The following is a 22,945-nucleotide window of genomic DNA, read 5'->3' as shown; positions in this document are numbered from 1 at the left end:
GGTGGGCTCAGGCCTTCTCGCCCAGTTCTTTGGACGAGACCTCGTAGAGTACCTTGTCAGTCTGGGCGTCGACACCGACAAGGCTGACCTCATGGCCCCAGAGCCGCTGGATGTAGCGTATCGTCTCGTTGCGCGTTTCCTCGACCAGCGTCGCGCCATTGTGCACGGTGTGCTTGATGCGCAGCTTGCGGTCGCCCTTGAGGTCGGCATCCACTGCCTGGATGTCGGGCTGGGTCATGCCGACATCGTAGCTGTTGGCGAGGCTCGAACGCACGCGTTCGTAACCGCGCTCGTCGTGAATCGCCATCACCTCGTAATAGGGGTCCGATGATTCTTCCTGCAGCGAAAACAGCCGCATGTCGCGGATCAGCGCCGGGCTCAGGAACTGCCGGATGAAGGATTCGTCGCGGTGCGTGGCCCAGGCGTCGAGCAGTGTGCCGCACCAGTCGCCATTGCCGGCGAAGTCGGGGAACCAGTCGCGGTCTTCCGCCGTCGGTTCGGTGCAGATGCGCTGGATGTCGCGCATCATGTTGAAGCCCAGCGTATAGGGATTGAGCCCACCGTAGCGCGGGTCGTCGAAATGCGGCTGGAACACGACGTTGGAATGGTTCTGCAGCACCTCCAGCATGGTGCCTTCGCTGATCTGGCCCTTGTCATAGAGGCTGTTCATGATTGTGTAGTGGACAAAGGTGGCGCAGCCCTCGTTCATCACCTTGGTTTGCCGCTGCGGGTAGAAATACTGCGCGATGACCCGGACGATGCGCAGGATCTCGCGTTGCCAGGGCTTGAGCACGGGGCTGTTTTTCTCCAGGAAGTAGAGCAGGTTCTCCTCGGGATACTCGATCGCCGACTGCCGTTCCGACATGTCGGTCTGGACCTCGCGCGGGGCTTCTGCCTCGGCCGCTTGCGGCAGGGTGCGCCACAGGTCGCTGAAGGTGCGCTCTTCGTGCTCCAGCCGCTCTCGAATGCGTGCCCGCTCGCGCTCGACCGACAGGCGCGGACGGCGGCGGTAGCGGAACACTGCCTGCGGCATCAGCGCGTGCGCTGCATCCAGCACGGCCTCGACGGCAGCCGGGCTGTAGCGTTCCTCGCAACGCGCGATGAAGCTCTTGGCAAACTCCATATAAGGGAGGATTGCGCCAGCGTCGGTCCATTGCTGGAACAGGTAATTGTTCTTGAAGAAGTGATTATGGCCGAACGACGCATGCGCGATGACCAGCGTCTGCAGCGCCATGGTGTTTTCTTCCATGAGATAGGTGATGCAGGGATTGGAGTTGATCACCAGCTCATAGGCGAGTCCCATCCGCCCCTTGCGATAAAGGTTGGACTCGTGGACGAAATGTTTGCCGAAGGACCAGTGCTGGTACATCAGCGGCATGCCGATCGAAGAATAGGCGTCCAGCATCTGCTCGGACGAGATCACCTCGATCTGGTTGGGGTAGAAGTCGAGGCGAAGCTCGTTGACCGCGATCTCGCGGATCGCGTCATAGGCGCGCGACAGGTCGTCAAAGTTCCAGTCGGAACTGGTGAACAGCAGCGGCAACTGTTTCGAACGTTTTTCCAACTTGCATCCTCATCCGCGTTTGGCCGGGGCTGGCGCCTTGGCGAACAACTCGTGAAAGACGGGATAGATGTCGGACGGCTTGGCAATGCGTGTCATCTCGAAGTTCGGCCATTCGGCGCTGACTTCGCGGTAGGCATTCCACAATGACGTGCCGTTGTCGGCGTGGCGGAACATCTCGCTTTCGCGCTCGTCGATGATCTCGACATAGGCGTAGTACTGGCAGAGCCGCATCAGCGTGCTGTCGAGCATCGACACGCACTTTTCTGAATCGTTGGGGATGTTGTCGCCGTCGGATGCCTGGGCGGCGTAGATGTTCCACTCCTTGGCCGGATAGCGCTCACGGATGACGCGCAGCATCTCGTCGAGGGCGGTGGAAACGACGGTGCCGCCGCTCTGGGTGCTGTAGAAAAAGGTGTCCTCGTCGACCTCCGATGCCTCATGGGTGTGGCGGATGAAGACGATGTCGGTCTTGGCGTAACGCCGCTTGAGAAACAGGTGCAGCAAGACAAAGAAGCGCTTGGCGAGGTCCTTCTCGCGCTCGCCCATCGAGCCGGAGACATCCATCAGGCAGAACATGACGGCATTGGCATTGGGCACCGGCTGCGGCTCGAACCGGTTGAAGCGGATGTCGATGGGGTCGATGTAGGGGATCAGCTTTCGCCGCCGCGCGAGTGTTGCAAGCTCCTCGCGCAAGGCCGCGATGCGTTGCAGAATGGCGGCGCTTGGCCGCCTCTCACCCTCCAGCTTGGCGAGCTCCGCCGCGACCGCGTCGATCTCGGCCTGCCGCGGCCGCCGCAGCGCGATGCGCCGGCCGAAGCTGTTGAACATGGTGCGCCCGACACTGATGCTCGTCGGGTTGCCGCTCATCGTGAAACCTGCCCGGCGCGGCCGGAACGTCACCACTTCCTTGAGGTTGAGCTTGACCAAGTCGGGCAGTTCGAGGTCCTCGAAGAACAGGTCGAGCACTTCCTCACGCGACAGCACGAAATTGAAATCGTCCTCGCCGTCGCCCGAGGACGATGGGTCCGACCCCTTGCCGCCGCCGGCGGCCGGGCGCGGGATGCGGTCGCCGGTGCCAAACGTCTTGTTGCCGGGAAGGACCTCCTCTCGGCGGCCCGAATGTGGTGCGCGTTGAAAGGTCGGCTCCCCGATCCCCTTGCGCGGGATCGGGATGACCTGGTCTTCCCCCACCGCGTCGATCTTTCCGGACCTGACCCGCTCGTTGATCGCCCGTTTCAACTCGTCCCGGGCGCGCCTCAGAAAACGCTGCCTGTTGCCAAGGCTCTTGTCCTTGGGATTGAGGCGCCGATCGATAAAGTTCGGCATTTCGGTCCCCGCTCGCTCCCGGTCAGCCTGCCTTGTTGACCCGCATGTACCAATCGACGAGGCGCCGCACCTGGCGCTGCGTGTAGCCGCGTTCGGTCATGCGTTCGACGAATTCAGCATGCTGCTTCTCGGTGGTGCTGTCGCGCTTGGCGCCGAAGCTGATCACCGGCAGAAGGTCCTCGACCTGGCCGAACATCCGCTTTTCGATCACCTCGCGCAGCTTCTCGTAGCTCGTCCAGGACGGGTTGCGACCATTGTTCTTGGCCCGTGCCCTCAGCGTGAACTTCACCACCTCGTTGCGGAAGTCCTTGGGGTTGGCGATGCCGGCCGGCTTCTCGATCTGCGACAGCTCGGAATCGAGGATGCCGCGGTTGAGGATCTGGCCGGTGTCGGGGTCCTTGTAGTCCTGGTCCTCGATCCAGGCATCGGCATAGGCGATATAGCGGTCGAACAGGTTCTGGCCGTATTCGCTGTAGGATTCGAGATAAGCCTTCTGGATCTCGTGGCCGATGAACTCGGCATAACGTGTCGCGATCTCCGACTTGATGAAATCCAGGTAAGAGGACTCAATCTCGCCCGGGAACTGCTCGCGCTTGATCGCCTGTTCGAGCACATACATCAGATGCACCGGGTCGGCGGCGATCTCCTTGGTGTCGTAGTTGAACGTCTCCGACAGCACCTTGAAGGCAAAGCGCGTGCTGACGCCGTTCATGCCTTCGTCGACGCCGGCGGCGTCGCGATACTCCTGCATCGACTTCGCCTTGGGATCGACGTCCTTCAGGTTCTCGCCGTCATAGACACGCATCTTGGTATAGAGCGGCGAGTTCTCATGTTCGGCGAGCCGTGTCGAAACGGTGAAGCGGCTCAAAATGTCGAGCACTTCGGGTGCGCATGGATTGCTCACCAGTTCGCTCTCGCGCAGCAGCTTTTCGTAGATCTGGCGCTCTTCGGTGACGCGCAGGCAATAGGGCACCTTGACCACCAGGATGCGGTCGAGGAAGGCCTCGTTGTTCCTGTTGCTCTTGAATTGCAGCCATTCGGACTCGTTGGAGTGCGCCAGCACGATGCCCTGGTAGGGGAAGGCGCCGAAGCTTTCGGTGCCGTTGTAGTTGCCTTCCTGGGTCGCGGTCAGGAGCGGATGCAGAACCTTGATCGGCGCCTTGAACATCTCGACGAATTCGAGAAGCCCTTGCGTCGTCCGGTTGAGGCCGCCGCTGTAGGAGTAGGCGTCGGGATCGGCCTGGCTGAAATTCTCGAGCTTGCGGATGTCGACCTTGCCGACAAGCGCCGACACGTCCTGGTTGTTCTCGTCGCCGGGCTCGGTCTTGGCGATGCAGATCTGCCGCAGCCTGGACGGCATCAGCTTGACGACGGAGAACTTGGAGACGTCGCCGCCGATTTCTTCGAGCCGCTTGGCGGCCCATGGCGAAATCAGGCCGGTCAGCCGGCGTCGGGCGATGCCGTATTTGTCCTCGAGAAGGCCGGCCATGCGTTCGGGATGGAACAGGCCGAGAGGTGATTCGAATATCGGGCTGAGCTGGCCGTTGACCTTGAGCGTGTAGATCGGCCGCTCCTCCATCAGCTTCTTCAGCCGCTCCGCGAGCGACGACTTGCCGCCGCCGACCGGGCCGAGCAGATAGAGAATCTGCTTGCGCTCCTCGAGCCCTTGGGCGGCATAGCGGAAGTAGCCGACGATGCGCTCGATCGTGTCTTCCATGCCGTAGAACTCGGCAAACGCCGGATAAACCTTGATTGTTCGGTTCGCGAAGATGCGGCCCATGCGCGGGTCGGCACTGGTGTCGATCAACGTCGGCGCGCCGATCGCGTCGACCATTCTTTCGGCTGCCGTGGCGTACATGGAAGGCTGGTCGCGGCAGGCGAGAAGATATTGCTGGAGGCTCATCTCCTCGGTCGTCTGACTGCTGTAGATTTCCGAGAAGAGATTGAAGACGTCGTTTTCACGTGTTTGCATGGCACCCTCACAATGCCGAAGACGGTGGGAGTGTAACACCACTTCGACCTTTTGCCTTCCTCTCAACTTCCCTGAACAGGCAAAGTTCCGCACAGAATGTCGTGATCGAAGATTTAGTTTGCATGCGTCGAATTGTGGCGCGGCGCGGGCTTCGATCTGCCTCGGTCAACGCCGGATTCCACGGGCACTCGACAGGGCTTTCGTCTCAACTTTCGGCTGCACGCGACGCAGCCTCTCGAACACACGGTCGCTCGGCAGGACAAGTTTCGGATCGTCGTCCGCGACGATTTTTCCGGCTCAAAAGGCCTCCCACTCATGGCCAAGTACTCGACGCTCCGGCCGGCATCCGGCTATGAACGTTGACCGCAGTCGCGGAACGTTTTTGCAGGGAAGGATCGCCGTCATGAAGGCACGCATCAAATGGGTTGAGGATCGCACCTTCGTCGGTCAGTCGGGCAGCGGGCACAAGATCGTGCTCGGGACCTCCAAGGAACCGGGTGGCGAGACGCCTGGTCCGAGCCCGATGGAGCTGATGCTGATCGGCGCCGGCGGCTGCTCGGCCTATGACGTCGTCCACATCCTGGAAAAGGGCCGCGAGGCGATCGAGGACTGCTCCGTCGAACTCGATGCCGACCGCGCCGACACCGACCCCAAAGTGTTCACCCGCATCCACATGCATTTCGTCGTCAAGGGTCGTGGCCTTGCGCCGGCCAAGGTCGAGCGCGCGGTCAACCTGTCGATCGAGAAATACTGCTCGGCTTCGGCGATGCTCGCCAAGTCCGCCGTCATCACCCATGACTTCGAGGTCGTCGACACCTCCGCGCCGGCCAGCGCCGACTGACCCGCGCCGACTGGGAGTGGCCGTGGCTGCCGCGTTCTGTCCAGAATCGATGCCGAGCAAATGCGCGATTTCAGGGCAATTGCGCATTTCCGAAAACCCTGCGAAACTGCCTCGTCAGATGAAGAGGCGTGACGCATGAGTTCCCGGAGCGAAAACCCAAGGCTCGACGAGGCAGCCCGCGCCGGCTGGCTCTATTATGTCGCCGGCAACACCCAGGACCAGATCGCAACCAAGCTCGGCGTCTCGCGCCAGACCGCGCAACGGCTGGTGTCGCTCGCCATGTCGGAAGGCCTGATCAAGGTTCGGGTCGACCATCCGATCGCCAACTGCCTCGATCTTGCCGCCAAGCTTCGCTCGCGCTTCGCGCTCGACCTCGTCGAGGTCACGCCAAGCGATCCGGATTCGTCGTCGACGACCATCGGCATCGCGCAGGCCGCGGCCGCCGAGATCGAGAAGTGGCTGCGTTCGCCCGAGCCGATCGTGATGGCGATCGGCACCGGCCGCACGCTGAAGGCTGCGATCGAGCAACTGCCGCCGATGGAGTGTCCGCAGCACAAGGTGGTGTCTTTGACCGGCAACATCTCGCCGGACGGTTCGGCCGCCTTCTACAACGTCATCTTCACCATGGCCGACACCATCAAGGCGCGCAGCTTTCCCATGCCTTTGCCGGCGATCGCCTCGTCTTCCGACGAGCGTCGCATGCTGCATGGCCAGCCACTTATCCAGCCGACGCTGGCGCTTGCCGCCCAGGCCGACGTCACCTTCGTCGGCGTCGGCGACATGGGCCCACAGGCGCCGCTCTATGAAGACGGCTTCATCACCGAGGCCGAGCTCAAGGCGCTGCAGAAGGCCGGCGCCGTCGGCGAGATCGTCGGTTGGGCCTTCGACCGCGACGGCAAGCTGATCGAAGGCATCACCAACGATCGCGTCGCCTCGGCACCGCTGCCGTCGCGCGAGCGCTCGCTGGTGGTGGCGCTGGCCATGGGCGAGCGCAAGCTGCCAGGCATCCTCGCCGCCATCACCCGCCGCCTCGTCAACGGACTGATCACCGACGAGCGCACCGCGGCGGCACTGCTCGCCGGCTAGCACCGTCCTTTTCCGAATTGCCCGGTGCCGCGCTTCAGTGCGCCGTCTTACGCCATTTCCCGGCATTCTTTCCTGCGCGTCGCCCGCCGGACTGGCGGTTGCACTGTCATGTCCAGATTCCCGCTTGACATAAATCACATCAGATGAATAATTGCCCACAGCCAAGGCAAATGCTCACTTTGGCTTTTGGGAGGAATTCGATGAAACTGAACACGCTCTTCCTGGGCCTGTGCGGAGCGAGCGCGCTTGCGTTTGCCGCTCATGCCGAGACCATCACCATCGCCACTGTCAACAATGGCGACATGGTCCGCATGCAGAAGCTGACGGACGACTTCACCGCCAAAAATCCCGACATCCAGCTCGAATGGGTCACGCTCGAAGAGAACGTGCTGCGCGAGCGCGTCACCACCGACATCGCCACCAAGGGCGGCCAGTATGATGTGATGACCATCGGCACCTACGAGGTTCCGATCTGGGCCAAGCAGCAGTGGCTCTTGCCGCTCGACAACCTTGGTGCCGACTACGACGCCGCAGACATCATCCCGGCCATCGCCGGTGGCCTTTCGGCTGATGGCAAGCTCTACGCCGCGCCCTTCTATGGCGAGAGCTCGTTCGTCATGTACCGCAAGGATCTGATGGAGAAGGCAGGGCTGACCATGCCCGACGCGCCGACCTGGGATTTCATCGCCGACGCGGCGCGCAAGATGACCGACCGCGCCGCCGACATCAACGGCATCTGCCTGCGCGGCAAGGCTGGCTGGGGCGAGAACATGGCCTTCCTGACCGCCATGTCCAACTCGTTCGGCGCGCGCTGGTTCGATGAGAAATGGCAGCCGCAGTTCGACCAGCCCGAATGGAAGAAAACACTGCAGTTCTATGTCGACCTGATGAAGGACGCCGGCCCGTCCGGTGCCTCCTCCAACGGCTTCAACGAGAACCTGGCGCTGTTCCAGCAGGGCAAGTGCGGCATGTGGATCGATGCCACCGTCGCTGCCTCCTTCGTCTCCAATCCGAAGGATTCGACGGTCGCCGACAAGGTCGGCTATGCGCTTGCTCCCGACACCGGTCTCGGCAAGCGCGGCAACTGGCTGTGGGCATGGTCGCTCGGCATTCCGGCCGGCACGCAAAAGGCCGAGGCGGCGCAGAAGTTCGTCTCATGGGCGACCGGCAAGGGCTATCTCGACCTCGTCGCCTCGAAGGAAGGTTGGGCCAACGTTCCGCCCGGCACGCGCACCTCGCTCTACAACAACCCCGAGTACCAGAAGGCCGCGCCCTTCGCCAAGATGACGCTCGACTCGATCAACTCGGCCGATCCGACCAAGCCCACCGTCAAGCCGGTGCCTTATGTCGGCGTCCAGTTCGTCGCCATTCCCGAGTTCCAGGGGCTGGGCACGACGGTCGGCCAGTTGTTCTCGGCGGCACTCGCCGGCCAGTCGAGCGTCGATGACGCGCTTGCCGGTGCACAGACCGCAGCGGTCCGTGAGATGACCCGCGCCGGTTACATCAAATAGGCAGATCCTCCCTGCCTGGCCGTCCGGTCTCCCAGTTCGGACGGCCCCTTTCGGTGACCTGAAACATCATCTGTCCGAACCGGGGTGATCGCCATGGCTACTCGACAGACCAGTTCGCTGGCGCGCCTGATGATGGCGCCTTCGGTGATCCTCCTTTTCATCTGGATGATCGTGCCGCTGGCGATGACCCTGTGGTTCTCGTTCCAGAACTATAATCTGCTCAATCCGGCCAATGTCAGCTTTGCCGGCCTGTTCAACTACAAGTTCTTCTACACCGATCCGGCCTTCTTCCAATCGATCTGGAACACGCTGGTGCTGGTGGTCGGGGTGTTGTTGATCACCGTCGTTGGCGGCATCGCGCTGGCGCTTTTGCTCGACCAGCCGATGTTCGGCCAGGGCATCGTCCGCATCCTCGTGATCTCGCCTTTCTTCGTCATGCCGCCGGTGGCCGCACTGGTGTGGAAGAACATGATCATGCATCCGGGCTATGGCGTGTTCGCCGACATCGCCAAGTTCTTCGGCGCCCAGCCTGTCGACTGGTTTGCGCAGTACCCACTGTTTTCGATCATCATCATCGTCGCCTGGCAATGGCTGCCATTCGCGACGCTGATCCTGTTGACGGCGCTGCAATCGCTCGACGGCGAGCAGAAGGAAGCCGCCGAGATGGACGGCGCCGGCTTCGTCAGCCGCTTCATCTATCTGACGATCCCGCACATCTCGCGCGCCATAACGGTCGTCATCCTGATCCAGACGATCTTCCTGCTCGGCGTCTACGCCGAGATTCTTGTCACCACCAATGGCGGCCCGGGCTACGCCTCAACCAACCTGCCATTCTTGATCTACCGCACGGCACTGCTCGGCTACGACGTCGGCGGCGCTTCGGCCGGCGGCATCATCGCAGTCATCCTTGCCAACATCGTCGCCTTCTTCCTGATGCGCGCCGTCGGCAAGAACCTGGACAAGTGAGGAGGAGACGATGGCACGCGCAGTTTCGACACGTCGCAAGATCGGCTTCACCGTTGCAGCCTGGGTGGTTGCCCTGCTGATCTTCTTCCCGATCCTCTACACCATCATCACCAGCTTCAAGTCGGAGACCGAGGCGATCGCCGGCTTCAGCCTGGTGCCTTCGGGCACGCTGGAGAGCTACGCCGAGGTTCAGGCGCAGAGCAACTATTTCAAGTTCTTCCTGAACTCGGTGGTCATCGCTGTCGGCTCGACGATCCTGGCGTTGCTGATCGCCATTCCGGCCGCCTGGTCGATGGCGTTTTCGCCGACCAAGCGGACCAAGGACATCCTGATGTGGATGCTCTCCACCAAGATGATGCCGGCTGTCGCCGTGCTGGTGCCGATCTACCTGATCTTCCGCGACGCCAACCTGCTCGACACCCGCATCGGGCTGACGGTCATGCTGATGCTGATCAACCTGCCGATCGTGGTGTGGATGCTCTACACCTACTTCCGCGAAATCCCCGGCGAGATTCTTGAAGCCGCACGCATGGACGGCGCCACCCTATGGGGCGAAATCGTCCATGTGCTGACGCCGATGGCGGTGCCCGGCATCGCCTCGACCATGCTGCTCAACATCATCCTGGCGTGGAACGAGGCCTTCTGGACGATCCGCCTGACAACCACCAACGCAGCACCGCTGACCGCCTTCATCGCTTCGTTCTCCAGTCCACAGGGGCTTTTCTGGGCGAAACTGTCGGCGGCATCGACGCTCGCCATCGCACCGATCCTGATCATGGGCTGGTTCTCCCAGCGCCAGCTCGTCCGCGGCCTGACATTCGGCGCCGTGAAGTAGTCGACCCCGCGGGAGGAAACCATGGGAAACATCACCCTCAAGAAAGTGTCGAAGTCATTCGGCGCAACGACAATCATCCCGGAGATCGATCTCCAGATCGAAGACGGCGAATTCGTCGTTTTCGTCGGGCCATCGGGCTGCGGCAAGTCGACCTTGCTCCGGCTGATCGCAGGATTGGAGGACACGTCAGGCGGCAGCATCAGCATCGATGGGCGCGATGTTACCGGCGAGGCGCCGGCCAAGCGCCGGCTGGCGATGGTGTTCCAGTCCTACGCGCTCTATCCGCATATGACCGTCTACAAGAACATCGCCTTCCCGCTGAAAATGGCGGGCGAGGACGCAGCCGTCATCGACAAGAAGGTCAAGGACGCGGCGCGTGTGCTGAACCTGACCAACTATCTCGAGCGCCGTCCCGGCCAGCTCTCGGGCGGCCAGCGCCAGCGCGTCGCCATCGGCCGCGCCATCGTGCGCCAACCCTCGGCCTTCCTGTTCGACGAGCCTCTGTCCAATCTCGACGCCGCGTTGCGCGGCACGATGCGGCTGGAGATCAGCGAGCTGCACCACCAGCTCAAGACGACGATGATCTACGTCACCCACGACCAGGTCGAGGCCATGACCATGGCCGACAAGATCGTGGTGCTGAACGCCGGCAACATCGAGCAGGTCGGCTCGCCGATGGAACTCTACAAGACGCCGAAGAACCTGTTCGTCGCCGGCTTCATCGGTTCGCCCAAGATGAACCTGATCAACGGCACCGCCGCCGCCAAGCATGGCGCGACGACGATCGGCGTGCGACCCGAGCATCTGGGCATCTCGACCACATCAGGCGAGTGGAAGGCGACAGTCGGCGTCGCCGAACATCTCGGCTCCGACACGTTCCTGCATGTCCAGGCAGGCGACGTCGGCACGCTCACGGTACGGGCCGATGGCGAGCTTGGCGTGCGCCATGGCGAAACTGTCTACCTGACACCGAGCCCGAACAAGATCCACCGTTTCGGCGCCGACGGGAGGGCCATGTGAGCGGTCGTCTCGAGGGCAAGTCGGCGCTCATCACAGGGGCCGCGCGCGGTATAGGCAGGGTGTTTGCCGAGGCGTACATCCGCGAGGGGGCTAGGGTCGCCATTGGCGACATCAATCTCGACGCGGCGATGAAGACGGCAGCCGAAGTCGGCCCGTCGGCCTATGCCGTCAGCCTTGACGTCACCAACCAGAGCTCGATCGAGGCGGCGATCAAGGTCGTCGAGCAGAAGACCGGCGGGCTCGACATACTGGTCAACAACGCCGCGCTGTTCGATCTCGGCCCGATCGTCGAGATTTCCAGGGCGAGTTACGACCGGCTGTTTTCGGTCAACGTCGCCGGCACCTTGTTCACCTTGCAGGCCGCCGCCCGCTCGATGATCGCACGGGGTAAGGGCGGCAAGATCATCAACATGGCGAGCCAGGCCGGGCGTCGTGGCGAAGCGCTCGTCGCCGTCTATTGCGCCACCAAGGCGGCTGTCATCAGCCTGACCCAGTCGGCCGGGCTCGACCTGATCAAGCATGGCATCAACGTCAATGCCATCGCCCCCGGCGTGGTCGACGGCGAGCATTGGGAGCATGTCGACGAGCTGTTCGCCCGTTACGAGAACCGGCCCCGCGGCGAGAAGAAGCGCCTCGTCGGCGAGGCCGTTCCCTTTGGCCGCATGGGCACCGCCGAAGACCTCGTCGGCATGGCGATCTTCCTCGCCGGAGCCGAGAGCCAATATGTCGTCGCCCAGACCTACAACGTCGATGGCGGCAACTGGATGAGTTGAAATGTCCTTCTCCCTTGGGGAGACGGTGGCCGAGTGGGGCGAGGTCGGATGGGGTGTTCCAGTGTGACGCTCCGTCCAGCAACCCTCATCCGTCTCGGCACTGCGCGCCGATCCACCTTTTCCCGCAAGGGGAGAAGGTGTCGCGAAAGTCGGCGCCTAAACAGGAAAGCGTCGAACCATGACCGTGAAGCTCTCCCTCGCCACACTGCCGGATTTGCCTGCCAAGGTCGCGCGCCCGACTTACGACCGCGCCTCGCTGAAGGCCGGTATCGTCCATTTCGGCGTCGGCAACTTCCATCGCTCGCACCAGGCGATCTATCTCGACGAGCTGTTCAACACCGGCCTCGGACATGACTGGGCGATCGTCGGCGCGGGCGTGTTCGAGGGCGAGAAGGCCGGACAAGCGAAGCTCGCCGGGCAGGACTGGCTGACATCAGTCGTCGAGCAGGACAGCGGCCATATGAGCGCCCGCGTCACCTCGGTCATGGTCGATTTCCTGACCCCCGGCGATGCTGCGGCCGTCATCGAACGTCTCGCCGACCCGGCGATCCGCATCGTCTCGCTGACCATCACCGAGGGCGGCTATTTCACCGATCCGGCGTCGGGCATCTTCAACCCGACCCATCCCGATATCGTCGCCGACGCGCAGAACGTCGCGGCGCCCCGGACCGTCTTCGGCATCATCCTCGCCGGCCTCCGGCGTCGTCGCCAGGACGGGGTCGTGCCATTCACCGTGATGTCCTGCGACAACATTCCCCACAATGGCCGGGTCACGGCCGATGCGGTGATCGGCCTGGCGCGGCTCGCGGACGAAACCTTCGCCGACTGGATCCGCGATAACGTCGCTTTTCCGAACTCGATGGTCGACCGCATCACGCCCGCCACCACCGATCGCGAGCGCGGCATTCTCGCCAGCGACTTCGGCGTCGAGGACAGCTGGCCGGTGTTCTGCGAGCCGTTCAAGCAATGGGTGATGGAAGACCATTTCACTGACGGCCGTCCGGCGCTGGAAAAGGTCGGCGTCCAGTTCGTCCATGACGTCGCTCCGTTCGAGCTGATGAAGATCCGCATCCTCAATGGCGGCCACGCCACGATCGCCTATCCCGCCGGGTTGATGGACATTCATTTCGTCCACGAGGCGATGGAAAATCCGCTGGTGCGCGCCTTCCTGGCCAAGCTGGAGCGCGAGGAGATCATGCCCACGGTGCCGCCGGTACCCGGCGTGGTGCTGGAGGAGTATTGCCAGCTCATCGAGCGCCGGTTTTCCAATCCCAAGATCGGCGACACCGTCCGCCGCCTCTGTCTCGACGGTTCCAACCGGCAGCCGAAATTCATCATCCCGACCATATCGGATCGCCTGAAGGCGGGCGCTGGCATATCGGGGCTGGCGCTCGAATCGGCACTCTGGTGCCGCTATTGCTTCGGGGTGACCGATTCCGGTGCCATCATCGAACCCAATGACCCGAGTTGGGACCGCCTGCAACGAACAGCGCAGGCGGCGAAGAATGCGCCTGCGACCTGGCTTGCGATGGAGGACATCTATGGCGATGTCGGCAAATCCGCAGCCTTCGCGGCTGCCTTTGGCGACAGCCTCGACATGCTCTGGCAGTTGGGCACGCAGGAGACATTGACGCGCTATCTCGGCGATCGCCTCTGAACCAAATCCGGGGCGTCGCTGACCGCTGGAATTGGCCATGGCGCGCATATAGACTGCGCGTCATGGTGTTGATCTCCACGTCCTTGCCTCATCTGAACTCGCCGCCGGAAGGCTCTGGCTGTCGCGCGGTCGCGCCGTTCGGGGCGTCGTCGTTCTGATGGCGGCCTATCTATGTGCGGTCGATGTCGGTACCGGCAGCGCGCGCGCCGGCATCTTCGATGCCGCAGGCAAGCTGCTCGGGCGCGCTGAACATCCCATCGTCATGAACCGCTCGCCATCGGGCCATTGCGAGCATGACTCCGAGCAGATCTGGTCGGCTGTCTGCGACGCTGTGCACGGAGCCCGCAAGGCTGCCAGCGTCGACCCGGCTGAAATTGTCGGTATCAGCTTCGATGCGACATGCTCGACGGTGTTCCGGGGCAGGGCGGGCGAGCAGGTTGGTATTTCGAGCAATGGCGAGCAGCGTTGGGACACCATCGTCTGGCTCGATCATCGCGCACTGGCCGAGGCCGACGAATGCACCGAGACCCGCCATGACGTGCTCGGTTATGCCGGTGGGGTGATGTCGCCGGAGATGGCGACGCCCAAGCTGATGTGGGTCAAGCGTCACTTGCCGCAGAGCTGGGCGCGAACCGGGCAGCTTTTCGACCTTGCCGATTTTCTCAGCCACAAGGCCTCAGGCTCGTTCGCCCGCTCGCAATGCACGCTGACCGCCAAATGGACCTATCTGGCCCACGAACGTGAGGCCTGGCGTCACGATTTCTTTGCGGCGGTCGGCCTCGCCGACATCTTCGAGCATGCCGCTCTGCCCGAGCGCGCCAGCCCGGTCGGCGCCGACCTCGGTCCGCTCACGCCTATCGCCGCCGCGGCGCTCGGCCTGACCACGGCCTGCCGCGTCGGTGCGGGCATGATCGACGCCTTTGCCGGCGCCATAGGCGTCATCGGCGGCCTGTCCGGTATCGAGCGCCATCTCGCGCTGATTGCCGGCACCTCGAGTTGTGTCATGGCGATGTCGCCCGAGCCGCGCGCCTTTGCCGGTGTCTGGGGGCCGTATTTCGGCGCCGCCTTGCCCGGCCTGTGGCTGAGCGAAGGCGGCCAGTCGGCGACGGGTGCGCTGCTCGACCACGTCATTCGCTGGCACGGCGCTGGCGGCGAACCCGACGCAGCGCTGCACCGGCGCATCACCGAGCGCATCATGGACCTGCGTGCCATCGAGGGCCTCGACCTCGCCGGTCGCCTTCATGTGCTGCCCGACTTCCACGGCAACCGCTCGCCGCTGGCCGATCCGCACGCCCTTGGCGTGATCAGCGGGCTGACGCTCGATTCATCCTTCGACAGCTTGTGTCGGCTCTACTGGCGTACCGCGGTCGCCATCGCGCTCGGCCTGCGCCATGTGCTCGACGCGCTCAATGCCAATGGCTACGGCATCGACACGCTGCACGTCACCGGCGGCCACACCCGCAATCCGCTGCTGATGGAACTCTATGCCGACGCCACAGGCTGCACCGTCGTCGAGCCGCTGGGCGGCGACGCCGTGCTGTTGGGCACGGCTATGGCGGCTGCGGCCGCTGCCGGTCTCTATCCGAGCCTCACCGGTGCCTGCACCGCGATGCGCCAGGAAGGCCGCGCGCGCCAACCCAATCCTTCAGCGCGCCAACGCTTCGACCGCGACTACCGCGTGCTCCTCGAAATGCACCGCCAGCGCATGGCGCTCGATGACATCGTCTGAGCCGCTCACCATATGCTTGTCGTTCGGGCGAGGGGGTATCGGTGCAAGCAAGTCGGGAGGTTTACATGGGCGAGGTGCCGACCGTCGAAGCGTTGGTCATAGTCGACGTTCAGCGCGCCTTTGTCTCGGGCGCCGAAGCGGTCCCTGATCACCTCAGCCTTCTGTCAGCGGTGACGCTGTTGCTGGATCAAGCGCGCCTTGCAGGCGTACCCGTCATCTTCATCCAGAACGACGGCCCTTTAGGCGCCGTCGACGAGCCATATACGTCAGGCTGGCAGCTGCATTTCCCGCCGCGCCCTGGCGAGCATGTCGTGCGCAAACAGGCTGATGATGGCTTCGTCGGCACCAACCTGAACGACTTGCTGGTGGCAGCTCGCGTCGGGACCATCGCCATCTGCGGCATGCTGTCGGAGATGTGTCTGGCGACGACGGCCCGAACCGCGATGGCGACCGGCTACGGCGTGATCCTGCCGCATGACGGGCACGCCACTTACGACGTGCCGCCTGGCCCTGGCGGTTCTGAGGGCGTTCCTGCGCATCTCGCCGCGCGGGCAGCGGAATGGTCGCTGGGCGACGAGGTGACGATCGTGGCTTCGGCGGGCGACGTCAAATTTGCCCGCCACCAAGCGGGCTAACTGCCCCGCTATTCATTCCGTTTGGTCGTCTTCCGCAGTTTGCCGTTCGCGCCGCCTGGTGTCATCGTCAGACTTCTTGTGTTGCGCGGCTGCCGTCTTGCGGATGAAATCAAACCGGTTTTCTTCGGCATCTGCGAGCTTCGGCGGCGTGCCGGTCTTGCTTGAAAACTTGATCATGGGCGAAATCCTATTCTGCTGAAGCCGAGGAACCCGCCGGGACATGTCCTGGCGGCGGCGGCACTAGTCTTTCGGGAAGAAAATCAGGCTGAGTTTGACAACTGGCAGTGCGCGAACTGTCCGCGCCGGTGTCTCCGGCGCGGACGTAGGAAGATACGCCAGATATCAGGCTGCGAGCGCGGTGGCGCAGCCGATGGAGGCGCGGCGGTCGGGAGAGGTTTCGCCCGGCATGGTGGCCCAGCCGCCGGTCTCGACAAACTTCTGCCTGTCATAACCGACCGACTTGGCCTTCAGTTCGACCAGCTTTGCCGCTGCGTCGGGTGCCGCATTGAACCGCTCGACGCAGATGGTCGAGGCGAGCTGACCGCGCGCCACGTCGCCGGCCGTCTGTGCAAGTGTCTGCGAAGTGCCGCCGGTGACCCAGCCGCCCCAGCTGAAGCCGACGATCATCGTGGCGACGGCGGTGCCGACGCATGTCCAGACAAGCGTTGATTTGGACGGCTGGTAGCTTTCCCAACGTGCGGCGAGGGACTGCTTCTGGTTGCTCTGCATAGCCATGGAAACGTTCCTTGTTGATGGTGGGAAGTCACCATCCAGCCGTGTCGCGGCCAGATGGTTCAGGTGTCGCTTAGTAACCCATGCCGGCTGGGCTGCCGCCGTTGGAGGCTTCCTTCGCCGGACTGTCGGCGATCATGGCTTCGGCGGTGATCAGCAGGGCGGCGACCGAGCCGGCATCCTGCAGGGCCGTGCGAACGACCTTGGCGGGATCGACGATGCCGGCCTTGATCATGTCGACATAGGCTTCTGTCTGCGCATTGAAGCCCAGATTGGCATCCTTGCTTTCCATCAGCTTGCCGACGACGACGGAGCCTTCGACGCCGGCGTTGTCGGCGATCTGCCGGATCGGCGCCTCGAGCGCCTTCAGCACGATCGAAATGCCGGCGGTGACGTCGGCGTTCGCTCCGGTGAGCGTCTCAAGCGCTGCCTTGGCCCGCAGCAGGGCCACGCCGCCACCGGCGACGATGCCTTCTTCGACGGCAGCACGCGTGGCGTTCAGCGCATCATCGATGCGATCCTTCTTTTCCTTGACCTCGGTTTCGGTCGCTCCGCCGACGCGGATGACGGCGACCCCACCAGCGAGCTTCGCCAGGCGTTCCTGCAGCTTCTCCTTGTCGTAGTCGGAGGTGCTTTCCTCGATCTGCATCTTCAGCTGTGCGATCCGGGCGGCAATACCGTCCTTGCCGCCGGAGCCGTCGATGATGGTTGTCGTGTCCTTGTCGATGAGCACGCGCTTGGCCCGGCCGAGCATCTCGATGGTGACGTTCTCGAGCTTGATGCCGAGATCCTCCGAGATCATCTGGCCGGCGGTCAGGACAGCAATGTCTTCCAGCATCGACTTGCGGCGATCGCCGAAGCCAGGTGCCTTGACGGCGGCGACCTTCAGGCCGCCACGCAGCTTGTTGACGACGAGCGTGGCCAAGGCCTCGCCTTCGACGTCTTCGGAGATGATGAGCAGCGGCCTGCCGCTCTGCACCACCGCTTCGAGGATTGGCAGCAGGGCCTGCAGATTGCCGAGTTTCTTCTCGTGGATGAGGATGTAGGGGTCTTCCAGTTCGGCACGCATCTTGTCGGCATTGGTGACGAAGTAGGGGCTGAGGTAACCGCGGTCGAACTGCATGCCTTCGACGACGTCGAGTTCTGTCTCGGCGGTCTTTGCTTCCTCTACGGTGATGACGCCCTCATTGCCGACCTTGTCCATGGCCTTGGCGATCATAGCGCCGACAGAGGTATCGCCATTGGCGGCGATGGTGCCGACCTGGGCGATCTCGTCCGAAGACTTGACCTTCTTGGCGCGCGCATGGATGTCCTTGACCACGGCAGCCACGGCAAGATCGATGCCGCGCTTGAGGTCCATCGGGTTCATGCCGGCGGCCACCAGCTTGGCGCCTTCGCGGAGGATGGATGCAGCCAGCACGGTTGCCGTCGTTGTGCCATCACCGGCGAGGTCGTTGGTCTTCGAGGCCACTTCCCGCACCATCTGCGCGCCCATGTTCTCGAACTTGTCGGATAGCTCAATCTCCTTGGCGACGGTGACGCCGTCCTTGGTGATGCGCGGCGCGCCATAAGCGCGGTCGATGATGACGTTGCGGCCTTTAGGGCCGAGCGTCACCTTGACGGCGTTGTTGAGCAGCTCGACGCCACGCAACATGCGGTCGCGGGCATCGGTCGAGAATTTGATTTCCTTGGCAGGCATGATTTTCGTCCAGTTCGTTCTTGAGGTCGCAAAGCCGGATCAGGCGGCTTTCTTGGCGGCTTCGCTCGTGTCGACGATGCCCATGATGTCGGCCTCCTTGATGATCAGGAGATCCGCGCCGTCGATCTTGACCTCCGTGCCCGACCATTTGCCGAACAGCACTGTGTCGCCGGCCTTGACGTCGAGCGGGATCAGATTGCCGCTTTCGTCGCGGGTGCCCGGGCCAACGGCAAGGACTTCGCCCTGCTGGGGCTTTTCCTTGGCATTGTCGGGGATGATGATGCCGCCCTTGGATTTGATATCGCCTTCGGCGCGCCGAATGACGACGCGGTCGTGAAGTGGTCGGAATTTCATGAATGTTCTTTCTGCAGCCGGCGCATAGGGGACCGCATGTCCTATATACGCCCTTTGGCACTCGAATGACAGGAGTGCCAAAAATTATTCGCTATGCACGAGAGTATTCAAAAATAACAGGCGCCAGGGGGCGGATTAAAATTATGATTCAGTGCAAATAGGCTGGGAATTTGAATTCCAGGTCGAGAAACCCTATTTAAGGTGCAGTGGAATTTTTATTTTCCGCGCACGAAGAGGATTTCAGATATTGGATGTAGCCATGGAAAATTTTCTGGAAAAAGCGCAGTCCCGTTCGATCGAGGCACAGAAGAAGGCAGCAGAGCGCAACAGCGCCATGGCTGATTATCAGTCAGAAGCAAAGGCTCGGGCCATCAAGACGGCAAAGTTGCGGGAATTGCGCTTGGCCAAGGACGAGGCTGACCGCGCTGCCGAGGCCCTGAAACCCGTAGAAGCCAAGAAGAAGCGCGTGGCGCGCGCCGCAAAGTAGCAAGCGCATCACCTGACTGCCAATCCTGCCTGGAGCGTCAGCCCATGTGTACGCACCTGGGCGTCGTGCTTTCCGAAAAACGACTCCGATTTTCGGGCCGATGCGCGGGGCAGGATGCCAGTCGGTCGATGTACGATCAAGAATGCCGGCCTTGCTGTCAGCTAGCCTATTGTTTTGTAGAACATCCCTCCCCATATGAAGGCTCATCGGCACTCCGCCGGGAGCGAAACGCTCATCGAGATACGATGGTGGGTTTTGCCGCGGAATGCTGCATTTGCCCTGATTGACAGCTGGCCGACCACGAATGTACCGGCGGCATGCAAGTTTCAGGAGCCAGAGGGAAGCGGGCCTATGCCCGCTTTTTTCTTTTCTGGAGAGCTTTTGCCAAAAGCAGCTTCTGCCCGCGTCAGGCGGCTGGCCTGGCGTCGGCTTGAGGCAGCAGCCGGAACAGCGCCCGGGCAATTCCCCCGACCTTGCCCTGGTCGACCTGCGCCGTGTCGTTGGGCAGCAGCGTCGTCACCTTGTCGACGCCGAGATCTTTCAGCTGGAACGGCGTGCCATGGCCAAATTCGAGATGTCCGCGGCCGATGATGCCGATCACCAGCGGCGAGCTGTCGGCCGTCCGCGCTTTGGCGATGTTGCAGGCAAACGCCCGATCCCAGGTCTGCTGCGCCCGGACGAAACGGTCGAACTCCGGCGCCTCGGGCGCTTTCACCTTGCGCGCCGGCGAGCCGCCGCCGGTGGTATCGAACAGATATTGCCGATAGGCCGGCGTCGCGTTTGCCGAGGGCGTGAGACCGTCACGCTCGTCGACAGGAACGGCGTCCCAGCCTTCCTTGCCGACCCGCGTCACCAGTTCGCGGTAGCAATTGAGCGCCAGCATCGGCACGCCAAACTCGCGGCAGAAATGGAAGATCGGAAGGTAGAGCTCGGCCGGGAACCCCCAGACCTTGCCCCATTCGGCAGCCTTCAGAAATTCGTCCCGCTCAAGACTGCCGGCGACCCACTGGTCGAGCACCGGCTGCAACCGGCGCGGAAACATCTCGAAACCGATGACGATGTCATTGCGCAAAGTCCGCATCGCCGTGCAGACATGCAACTGCCAGCGGTGGATGTCGAAGCGGTCATGCGTTTCGCCGAGCAGCAGCACGTCGCTCTGCGCGACCTCGCGCATCAACGCCGTATGATCGAGCAAAGCTCCGCTGTCGGCGTCGAGCCATGTCGCGACAGGGTGGTTCCATTCGGTCATGACGGTCACCCGAAGCTCGTCTGCGCGCCCGAAACGGTGAGCCCGGTCTCGGCGCCTTCGGCGGTCAGCGCGACGAAGCGCGCCTCGCCTGCGTTGTCCTCGCGGCGCCAGCCGCCGACCGATCCGCCCTTGAGATGAAGATGGAAGTCCGGCCGCATGACGTTGACGTAGCCCATGACAGGCTTGACCACCGGCATGTCGCCTTCCCAGGCCTGCCAGAAGGACGGACGGCTGAACTCGATCCTGACGCGGCCGCCGTTGCGCTCGGCCGCGGCGAAGGGTTCGAGCCCGGCATCGTCGGCGTCCAGTTCCTTGCGCTCGTCCAGGCTGCCGGTCCGCTCTTCGGCGGCAAGCTCGGTGCCTTGCGGGAAGGCCGCAAGCACGGCGTCGAACGGTTCGAGGCCCTCGAAGCCGGTGACATTGGCGATGCTCTCACCGTCGGCGCCGCGCAGTTCGATGCGCGGATAGGATTTTTCGCGCATCACCGACGTGCGATCGACGATGATTGTGACGACCGCCGCCAGCTCGATGCGGGAGTTGTGCTCGGCCCCTTCGCAGACCAGCCAGCCATCCTCGATGCGAACTTTCTCGACCGGGCCGATGCGCTCGTGAGTGGCGCCCATGCTTTCCGAGTTGATCATCACCCGGCCGATGGCCGGCAGCCGCGCCAGCAGGGCGGTGGGGGCGACGTCGAGGCGTTCGCGTTTGTGGGGCGTGCGGGCGGTCATGGGCATTTCCTATGCGAATTGCAGTGCTGGATTTTCGTTCGCCGCTTCGGCTTTCGGATCGAGATCGATGACGCGAATGGTCCCCAGCGCCTTCGGGCTGCGGTGCGCGACGATAACGAATGTCGTGGCCGGCAACTCTTTCTTGAGCACGGAAAACAGTTCGGCCTCGGCCGTCTCGTCGAGCGCGCTGGTGGCTTCGTCGAGGAACAGCCAGTCCGGCTTCAGCACAAGCGCGCGAGCCAGCGCCAAGCGCTGCAGTTCGCCACCAGAGAGGCCAGACAACACCAGCGGATGGCCTTCCCAGGCATCTTCGAGCCGCAGCATGTCGCTGTCGCCGAAGCCGACGGCTTCGATAGCCTGTCGCAATTCCTGTCGCGTGAAGGCCTCGGCTGGCGCGGGGTAGGCGACCGCTTCGAAGACGTCGCCTTGCGGGAAATAGGCCTTCTGCGACAGGAACAGCTTGCTGGCCGAGGGCATCTCGATGCGACCGTCGCCATGGTCCCAGCCGCCGGCCATCGCCTTGAGCAGAGTGGTCTTGCCTAGCCCCGACTGCCCGCGCAGCCACACTGCTTCGCCGGCGCCGATATCGAGGCGCGGTAGCGGCAGCAGCTCGCGCCCCTCCGGTGTCCGCAGCGTGAGCTTGTGCACATGCAGTCCGCCGGACGACGCCTCTTGGACGATGCCCGAAGCACGGCCGCGCACCGCCTCGGTCGCGGCGAGGAAGCCATCGAGACGGGAAGACGCGGCGACGAGGTTCGACAGCGGCTTGTAGGAGAAGATGAACCAGGACAGCGTGGTGACGACGTTGGAAAACGCCATGGCGATCTGCATCAGGCCGCCAAGCGCAATGCTGCCGGCGAGAAAGCCGGGCAGGGCAACGAACAGCGGGATGCGCAGCACCGTGTGCGAATAGGGAAAGGTGAAGCAGCCGAGCAGGAATTCGCGGCCCGCCATCTTGCGCCAGTTCTGTGCGATGCCGTCGAAGCGGCGGTCGAGCCCGGTGCGCTCGACGTTCTCGCCACCCATCAACGCGATCTCGTCGGCCGACTGGCGGATGCGCGCCATGGCGAAGCGGAAATCGCCTTCGCGCTTCTGCTGCGTGTAGAACAGCGATTTCAGCGGCCGGCCGAGCAGATGCGTCAGCCCGCTCGACAGTGCGACATAAATGAACGCCGCCCAGACCATGTAACGCGGGATCGAGACGTCGAAACCGAACAGCGAGAAGTTGAGCGCGAAGGTCGACAACCCCCACAGCAGCGCGAGAAAGGAGAAGATACCGACGATCTTGGTGATCAGCTCGATGCCTTCGTCGAGGATACCCTTGACGAACAGGCCGCAATCGTCGGCGATGCGCTGGTCGGGATTGTCGACGTCGCGCGGGCAGTCGCCCTGGGTCAGTCGCCAATAGGCGCGGTCGGCGAACCACGAGCCGAGGGCTGCCTCGGTCAGCGACTTGCGCCACCTGATATGCAACATTTTCTGCAGGTAATCTGCCGTCAGTGAGCGCACCGAATTGGCTGCGACGATGCCGGCAAAGATCCAGATCTGCCAGACCGCCGCCTTGGCGTCGACCTTTTCCAGCGCACCGTAGAATTCCGAGGTCCAGCTCACCAGCCTGATGGTGAAATAGATGCCGGCCAGTTGCAGCGCGATGACCGCGGTGAGGCAGACGAGGCTCGTCTTGCCACCCTTGCCGGCAATGCAGAGCTTGAGCAGGCGAACGAACTGCCTGAGGACGTTGGTCACCGCGATGGCCTTTCATGCAAGACGCAGGGCAACGT

At 63.0% G+C, this 22,945-nt stretch carries 21 protein-coding genes; 11 read left to right on the top strand and 10 right to left on the bottom strand.

What is annotated here, in order from left to right; translation table 11 throughout:
* Nucleotides 1–7: 7 nt before the first annotated feature.
* Genes H5P29_RS01390 through H5P29_RS01380 form a run of 3 tightly spaced genes read right to left on the bottom strand, consistent with a single transcriptional unit; the run spans nt 8 to nt 4,862 of the window.
* Nucleotides 8–1,564 carry a SpoVR family protein gene (locus tag H5P29_RS01390; RefSeq protein WP_067954801.1) on the bottom strand — a complete coding sequence of 519 codons (1,557 nt, stop codon included), beginning with the start codon at nt 1,562–1,564 and terminating at the stop codon, nt 8–10.
* Between the two features lie 9 nt (nt 1,565–1,573).
* Nucleotides 1,574–2,890 (bottom strand): YeaH/YhbH family protein, encoded by a 1,317-nt coding sequence (locus tag H5P29_RS01385; RefSeq protein ID WP_067954800.1) that lies wholly within the window; start codon nt 2,888–2,890, stop codon nt 1,574–1,576.
* A 22-nt stretch (nt 2,891–2,912) separates the two neighbouring features.
* Nucleotides 2,913–4,862: a PrkA family serine protein kinase gene (locus H5P29_RS01380; RefSeq protein ID WP_067954797.1), complete on the bottom strand. Its 1,950-nt coding sequence runs from the start codon at nt 4,860–4,862 to the stop codon at nt 2,913–2,915.
* A 403-nt stretch (nt 4,863–5,265) separates the two neighbouring features.
* Between H5P29_RS01380 and H5P29_RS01375 the strand changes: the two genes are divergently transcribed.
* From H5P29_RS01375 to H5P29_RS01330, 10 genes are all read left to right on the top strand, one after another.
* On the top strand, nt 5,266–5,703 hold the full coding sequence (locus tag H5P29_RS01375) for an OsmC family protein (protein ID WP_067965774.1): 438 nt from the start codon (nt 5,266–5,268) through the stop codon (nt 5,701–5,703).
* A 135-nt stretch (nt 5,704–5,838) separates the two neighbouring features.
* On the top strand, nt 5,839–6,789 hold the full coding sequence (locus H5P29_RS01370; protein WP_154384583.1) for a sugar-binding transcriptional regulator: 951 nt from the start codon (nt 5,839–5,841) through the stop codon (nt 6,787–6,789).
* Between the two features lie 200 nt (nt 6,790–6,989).
* On the top strand, nt 6,990–8,300 hold the full coding sequence (locus H5P29_RS01365; RefSeq protein ID WP_154384584.1) for a sugar ABC transporter substrate-binding protein: 1,311 nt from the start codon (nt 6,990–6,992) through the stop codon (nt 8,298–8,300).
* A gap of 93 nt (nt 8,301–8,393) precedes the next feature.
* A complete protein-coding gene (locus tag H5P29_RS01360) occupies nt 8,394–9,266 on the top strand; it encodes a carbohydrate ABC transporter permease (RefSeq protein ID WP_154384585.1) in 873 nt (290 codons plus the stop codon).
* Nucleotides 9,267–9,276: 10 nt separating this feature from the next.
* Nucleotides 9,277–10,101, top strand: a complete 825-nt coding sequence (locus H5P29_RS01355) for a carbohydrate ABC transporter permease (protein WP_154384586.1) — start codon at nt 9,277–9,279, stop codon at nt 10,099–10,101.
* Nucleotides 10,102–10,122: 21 nt separating this feature from the next.
* Complete coding sequence (locus tag H5P29_RS01350; RefSeq protein WP_154384587.1) at nt 10,123–11,121, top strand: ABC transporter ATP-binding protein; 999 nt, start codon at nt 10,123–10,125, stop codon at nt 11,119–11,121.
* Nucleotides 11,118–11,894 carry an L-iditol 2-dehydrogenase gene (locus tag H5P29_RS01345; RefSeq protein WP_182573578.1) on the top strand — a complete coding sequence of 259 codons (777 nt, stop codon included), beginning with the start codon at nt 11,118–11,120 and terminating at the stop codon, nt 11,892–11,894. Before H5P29_RS01350 ends, H5P29_RS01345 begins: the two co-directional genes overlap by 4 nt.
* A 178-nt stretch (nt 11,895–12,072) precedes the next feature.
* A complete protein-coding gene (locus H5P29_RS01340) occupies nt 12,073–13,551 on the top strand; it encodes a mannitol dehydrogenase family protein (protein ID WP_154384588.1) in 1,479 nt (492 codons plus the stop codon).
* A gap of 157 nt (nt 13,552–13,708) precedes the next feature.
* Complete coding sequence (locus tag H5P29_RS01335; protein WP_154384589.1) at nt 13,709–15,280, top strand: FGGY-family carbohydrate kinase; 1,572 nt, start codon at nt 13,709–13,711, stop codon at nt 15,278–15,280.
* Between the two features lie 65 nt (nt 15,281–15,345).
* The gene (locus tag H5P29_RS01330) at nt 15,346–15,915 is read left to right on the top strand and encodes an isochorismatase family protein (protein ID WP_154384590.1); all 570 of its coding nucleotides are present in this window, start codon (nt 15,346–15,348) and stop codon (nt 15,913–15,915) included.
* Between the two features lie 12 nt (nt 15,916–15,927).
* On the opposite strand, the gene H5P29_RS01325 is transcribed toward H5P29_RS01330, so the two are convergent.
* From H5P29_RS01325 to H5P29_RS01310, 4 genes are all read right to left on the bottom strand, one after another.
* Nucleotides 15,928–16,092, bottom strand: a complete 165-nt coding sequence (locus H5P29_RS01325) for a hypothetical protein (RefSeq protein WP_182573575.1) — start codon at nt 16,090–16,092, stop codon at nt 15,928–15,930.
* Nucleotides 16,093–16,257: 165 nt separating this feature from the next.
* Nucleotides 16,258–16,650 (bottom strand): hypothetical protein, encoded by a 393-nt coding sequence (locus H5P29_RS01320; RefSeq protein ID WP_115729565.1) that lies wholly within the window; start codon nt 16,648–16,650, stop codon nt 16,258–16,260.
* A 70-nt stretch (nt 16,651–16,720) separates the two neighbouring features.
* Nucleotides 16,721–18,346: a chaperonin GroEL gene (groL, locus tag H5P29_RS01315; protein WP_154384591.1), complete on the bottom strand. Its 1,626-nt coding sequence runs from the start codon at nt 18,344–18,346 to the stop codon at nt 16,721–16,723.
* A 39-nt stretch (nt 18,347–18,385) separates the two neighbouring features.
* Nucleotides 18,386–18,700 (bottom strand): co-chaperone GroES, encoded by a 315-nt coding sequence (locus H5P29_RS01310; RefSeq protein WP_154384592.1) that lies wholly within the window; start codon nt 18,698–18,700, stop codon nt 18,386–18,388.
* Between the two features lie 259 nt (nt 18,701–18,959).
* On the opposite strand from H5P29_RS01310, the gene H5P29_RS01305 reads away from it, so the two are divergent.
* Nucleotides 18,960–19,187 carry a hypothetical protein gene (locus H5P29_RS01305; RefSeq protein WP_067954773.1) on the top strand — a complete coding sequence of 76 codons (228 nt, stop codon included), beginning with the start codon at nt 18,960–18,962 and terminating at the stop codon, nt 19,185–19,187.
* Between the two features lie 406 nt (nt 19,188–19,593).
* Here the strand turns inward: H5P29_RS01305 and H5P29_RS01300 are convergent, their stop codons facing one another.
* The 3 genes from H5P29_RS01300 to H5P29_RS01290 are packed head-to-tail and all read right to left on the bottom strand — an operon-like array spanning nt 19,594 to nt 22,910.
* Nucleotides 19,594–20,436 carry a ChaN family lipoprotein gene (locus tag H5P29_RS01300; protein WP_154384593.1) on the bottom strand — a complete coding sequence of 281 codons (843 nt, stop codon included), beginning with the start codon at nt 20,434–20,436 and terminating at the stop codon, nt 19,594–19,596.
* Between the two features lie 5 nt (nt 20,437–20,441).
* Nucleotides 20,442–21,164 carry a hypothetical protein gene (locus tag H5P29_RS01295; protein WP_185910226.1) on the bottom strand — a complete coding sequence of 241 codons (723 nt, stop codon included), beginning with the start codon at nt 21,162–21,164 and terminating at the stop codon, nt 20,442–20,444.
* A 9-nt stretch (nt 21,165–21,173) separates the two neighbouring features.
* Nucleotides 21,174–22,910 (bottom strand): ABC transporter ATP-binding protein/permease, encoded by a 1,737-nt coding sequence (locus H5P29_RS01290; protein ID WP_154384595.1) that lies wholly within the window; start codon nt 22,908–22,910, stop codon nt 21,174–21,176.
* Nucleotides 22,911–22,945: the final 35 nt, after the last annotated feature.

This window comes from Aminobacter sp. MDW-2 (assembly GCF_014250155.1).
Classification (GTDB): Bacteria; Pseudomonadota; Alphaproteobacteria; order Rhizobiales; family Rhizobiaceae; genus Aminobacter; species Aminobacter ciceronei.
The sequence above is the reverse complement of the archived record's forward strand: the minus strand, read 5'-3'. Positions and strand labels throughout refer to the sequence as shown.

What these genes read in the sequence shown, in the direction of transcription:
- H5P29_RS01305 (WP_067954773.1), top strand. Translation starts at nt 18,960, where the DNA reads ATGGAAAATTTTCTGGAAAAAGCGCAGTCCCGTTCGATCGAGGCACAG.
- H5P29_RS01340 (WP_154384588.1), top strand. Translation starts at nt 12,073, where the DNA reads ATGACCGTGAAGCTCTCCCTCGCCACACTGCCGGATTTGCCTGCCAAG.
- H5P29_RS01300 (WP_154384593.1), bottom strand. Translation starts at nt 20,436, where the DNA reads ATGACCGAATGGAACCACCCTGTCGCGACATGGCTCGACGCCGACAGC.
- H5P29_RS01355 (WP_154384586.1), top strand. Translation starts at nt 9,277, where the DNA reads ATGGCACGCGCAGTTTCGACACGTCGCAAGATCGGCTTCACCGTTGCA.
- H5P29_RS01335 (WP_154384589.1), top strand. Translation starts at nt 13,709, where the DNA reads ATGGCGGCCTATCTATGTGCGGTCGATGTCGGTACCGGCAGCGCGCGC.
- groL (WP_154384591.1), bottom strand. Translation starts at nt 18,346, where the DNA reads ATGCCTGCCAAGGAAATCAAATTCTCGACCGATGCCCGCGACCGCATG.
- H5P29_RS01295 (WP_185910226.1), bottom strand. Translation starts at nt 21,164, where the DNA reads ATGACCGCCCGCACGCCCCACAAACGCGAACGCCTCGACGTCGCCCCC.
- H5P29_RS01370 (WP_154384583.1), top strand. Translation starts at nt 5,839, where the DNA reads ATGAGTTCCCGGAGCGAAAACCCAAGGCTCGACGAGGCAGCCCGCGCC.
- H5P29_RS01375 (WP_067965774.1), top strand. Translation starts at nt 5,266, where the DNA reads ATGAAGGCACGCATCAAATGGGTTGAGGATCGCACCTTCGTCGGTCAG.
- H5P29_RS01385 (WP_067954800.1), bottom strand. Translation starts at nt 2,890, where the DNA reads ATGCCGAACTTTATCGATCGGCGCCTCAATCCCAAGGACAAGAGCCTT.
- H5P29_RS01320 (WP_115729565.1), bottom strand. Translation starts at nt 16,650, where the DNA reads ATGGCTATGCAGAGCAACCAGAAGCAGTCCCTCGCCGCACGTTGGGAA.
- H5P29_RS01380 (WP_067954797.1), bottom strand. Translation starts at nt 4,862, where the DNA reads ATGCAAACACGTGAAAACGACGTCTTCAATCTCTTCTCGGAAATCTAC.
- H5P29_RS01330 (WP_154384590.1), top strand. Translation starts at nt 15,346, where the DNA reads ATGGGCGAGGTGCCGACCGTCGAAGCGTTGGTCATAGTCGACGTTCAG.
- H5P29_RS01360 (WP_154384585.1), top strand. Translation starts at nt 8,394, where the DNA reads ATGGCTACTCGACAGACCAGTTCGCTGGCGCGCCTGATGATGGCGCCT.
- H5P29_RS01310 (WP_154384592.1), bottom strand. Translation starts at nt 18,700, where the DNA reads ATGAAATTCCGACCACTTCACGACCGCGTCGTCATTCGGCGCGCCGAA.
- H5P29_RS01365 (WP_154384584.1), top strand. Translation starts at nt 6,990, where the DNA reads ATGAAACTGAACACGCTCTTCCTGGGCCTGTGCGGAGCGAGCGCGCTT.
- H5P29_RS01325 (WP_182573575.1), bottom strand. Translation starts at nt 16,092, where the DNA reads ATGATCAAGTTTTCAAGCAAGACCGGCACGCCGCCGAAGCTCGCAGAT.
- H5P29_RS01350 (WP_154384587.1), top strand. Translation starts at nt 10,123, where the DNA reads ATGGGAAACATCACCCTCAAGAAAGTGTCGAAGTCATTCGGCGCAACG.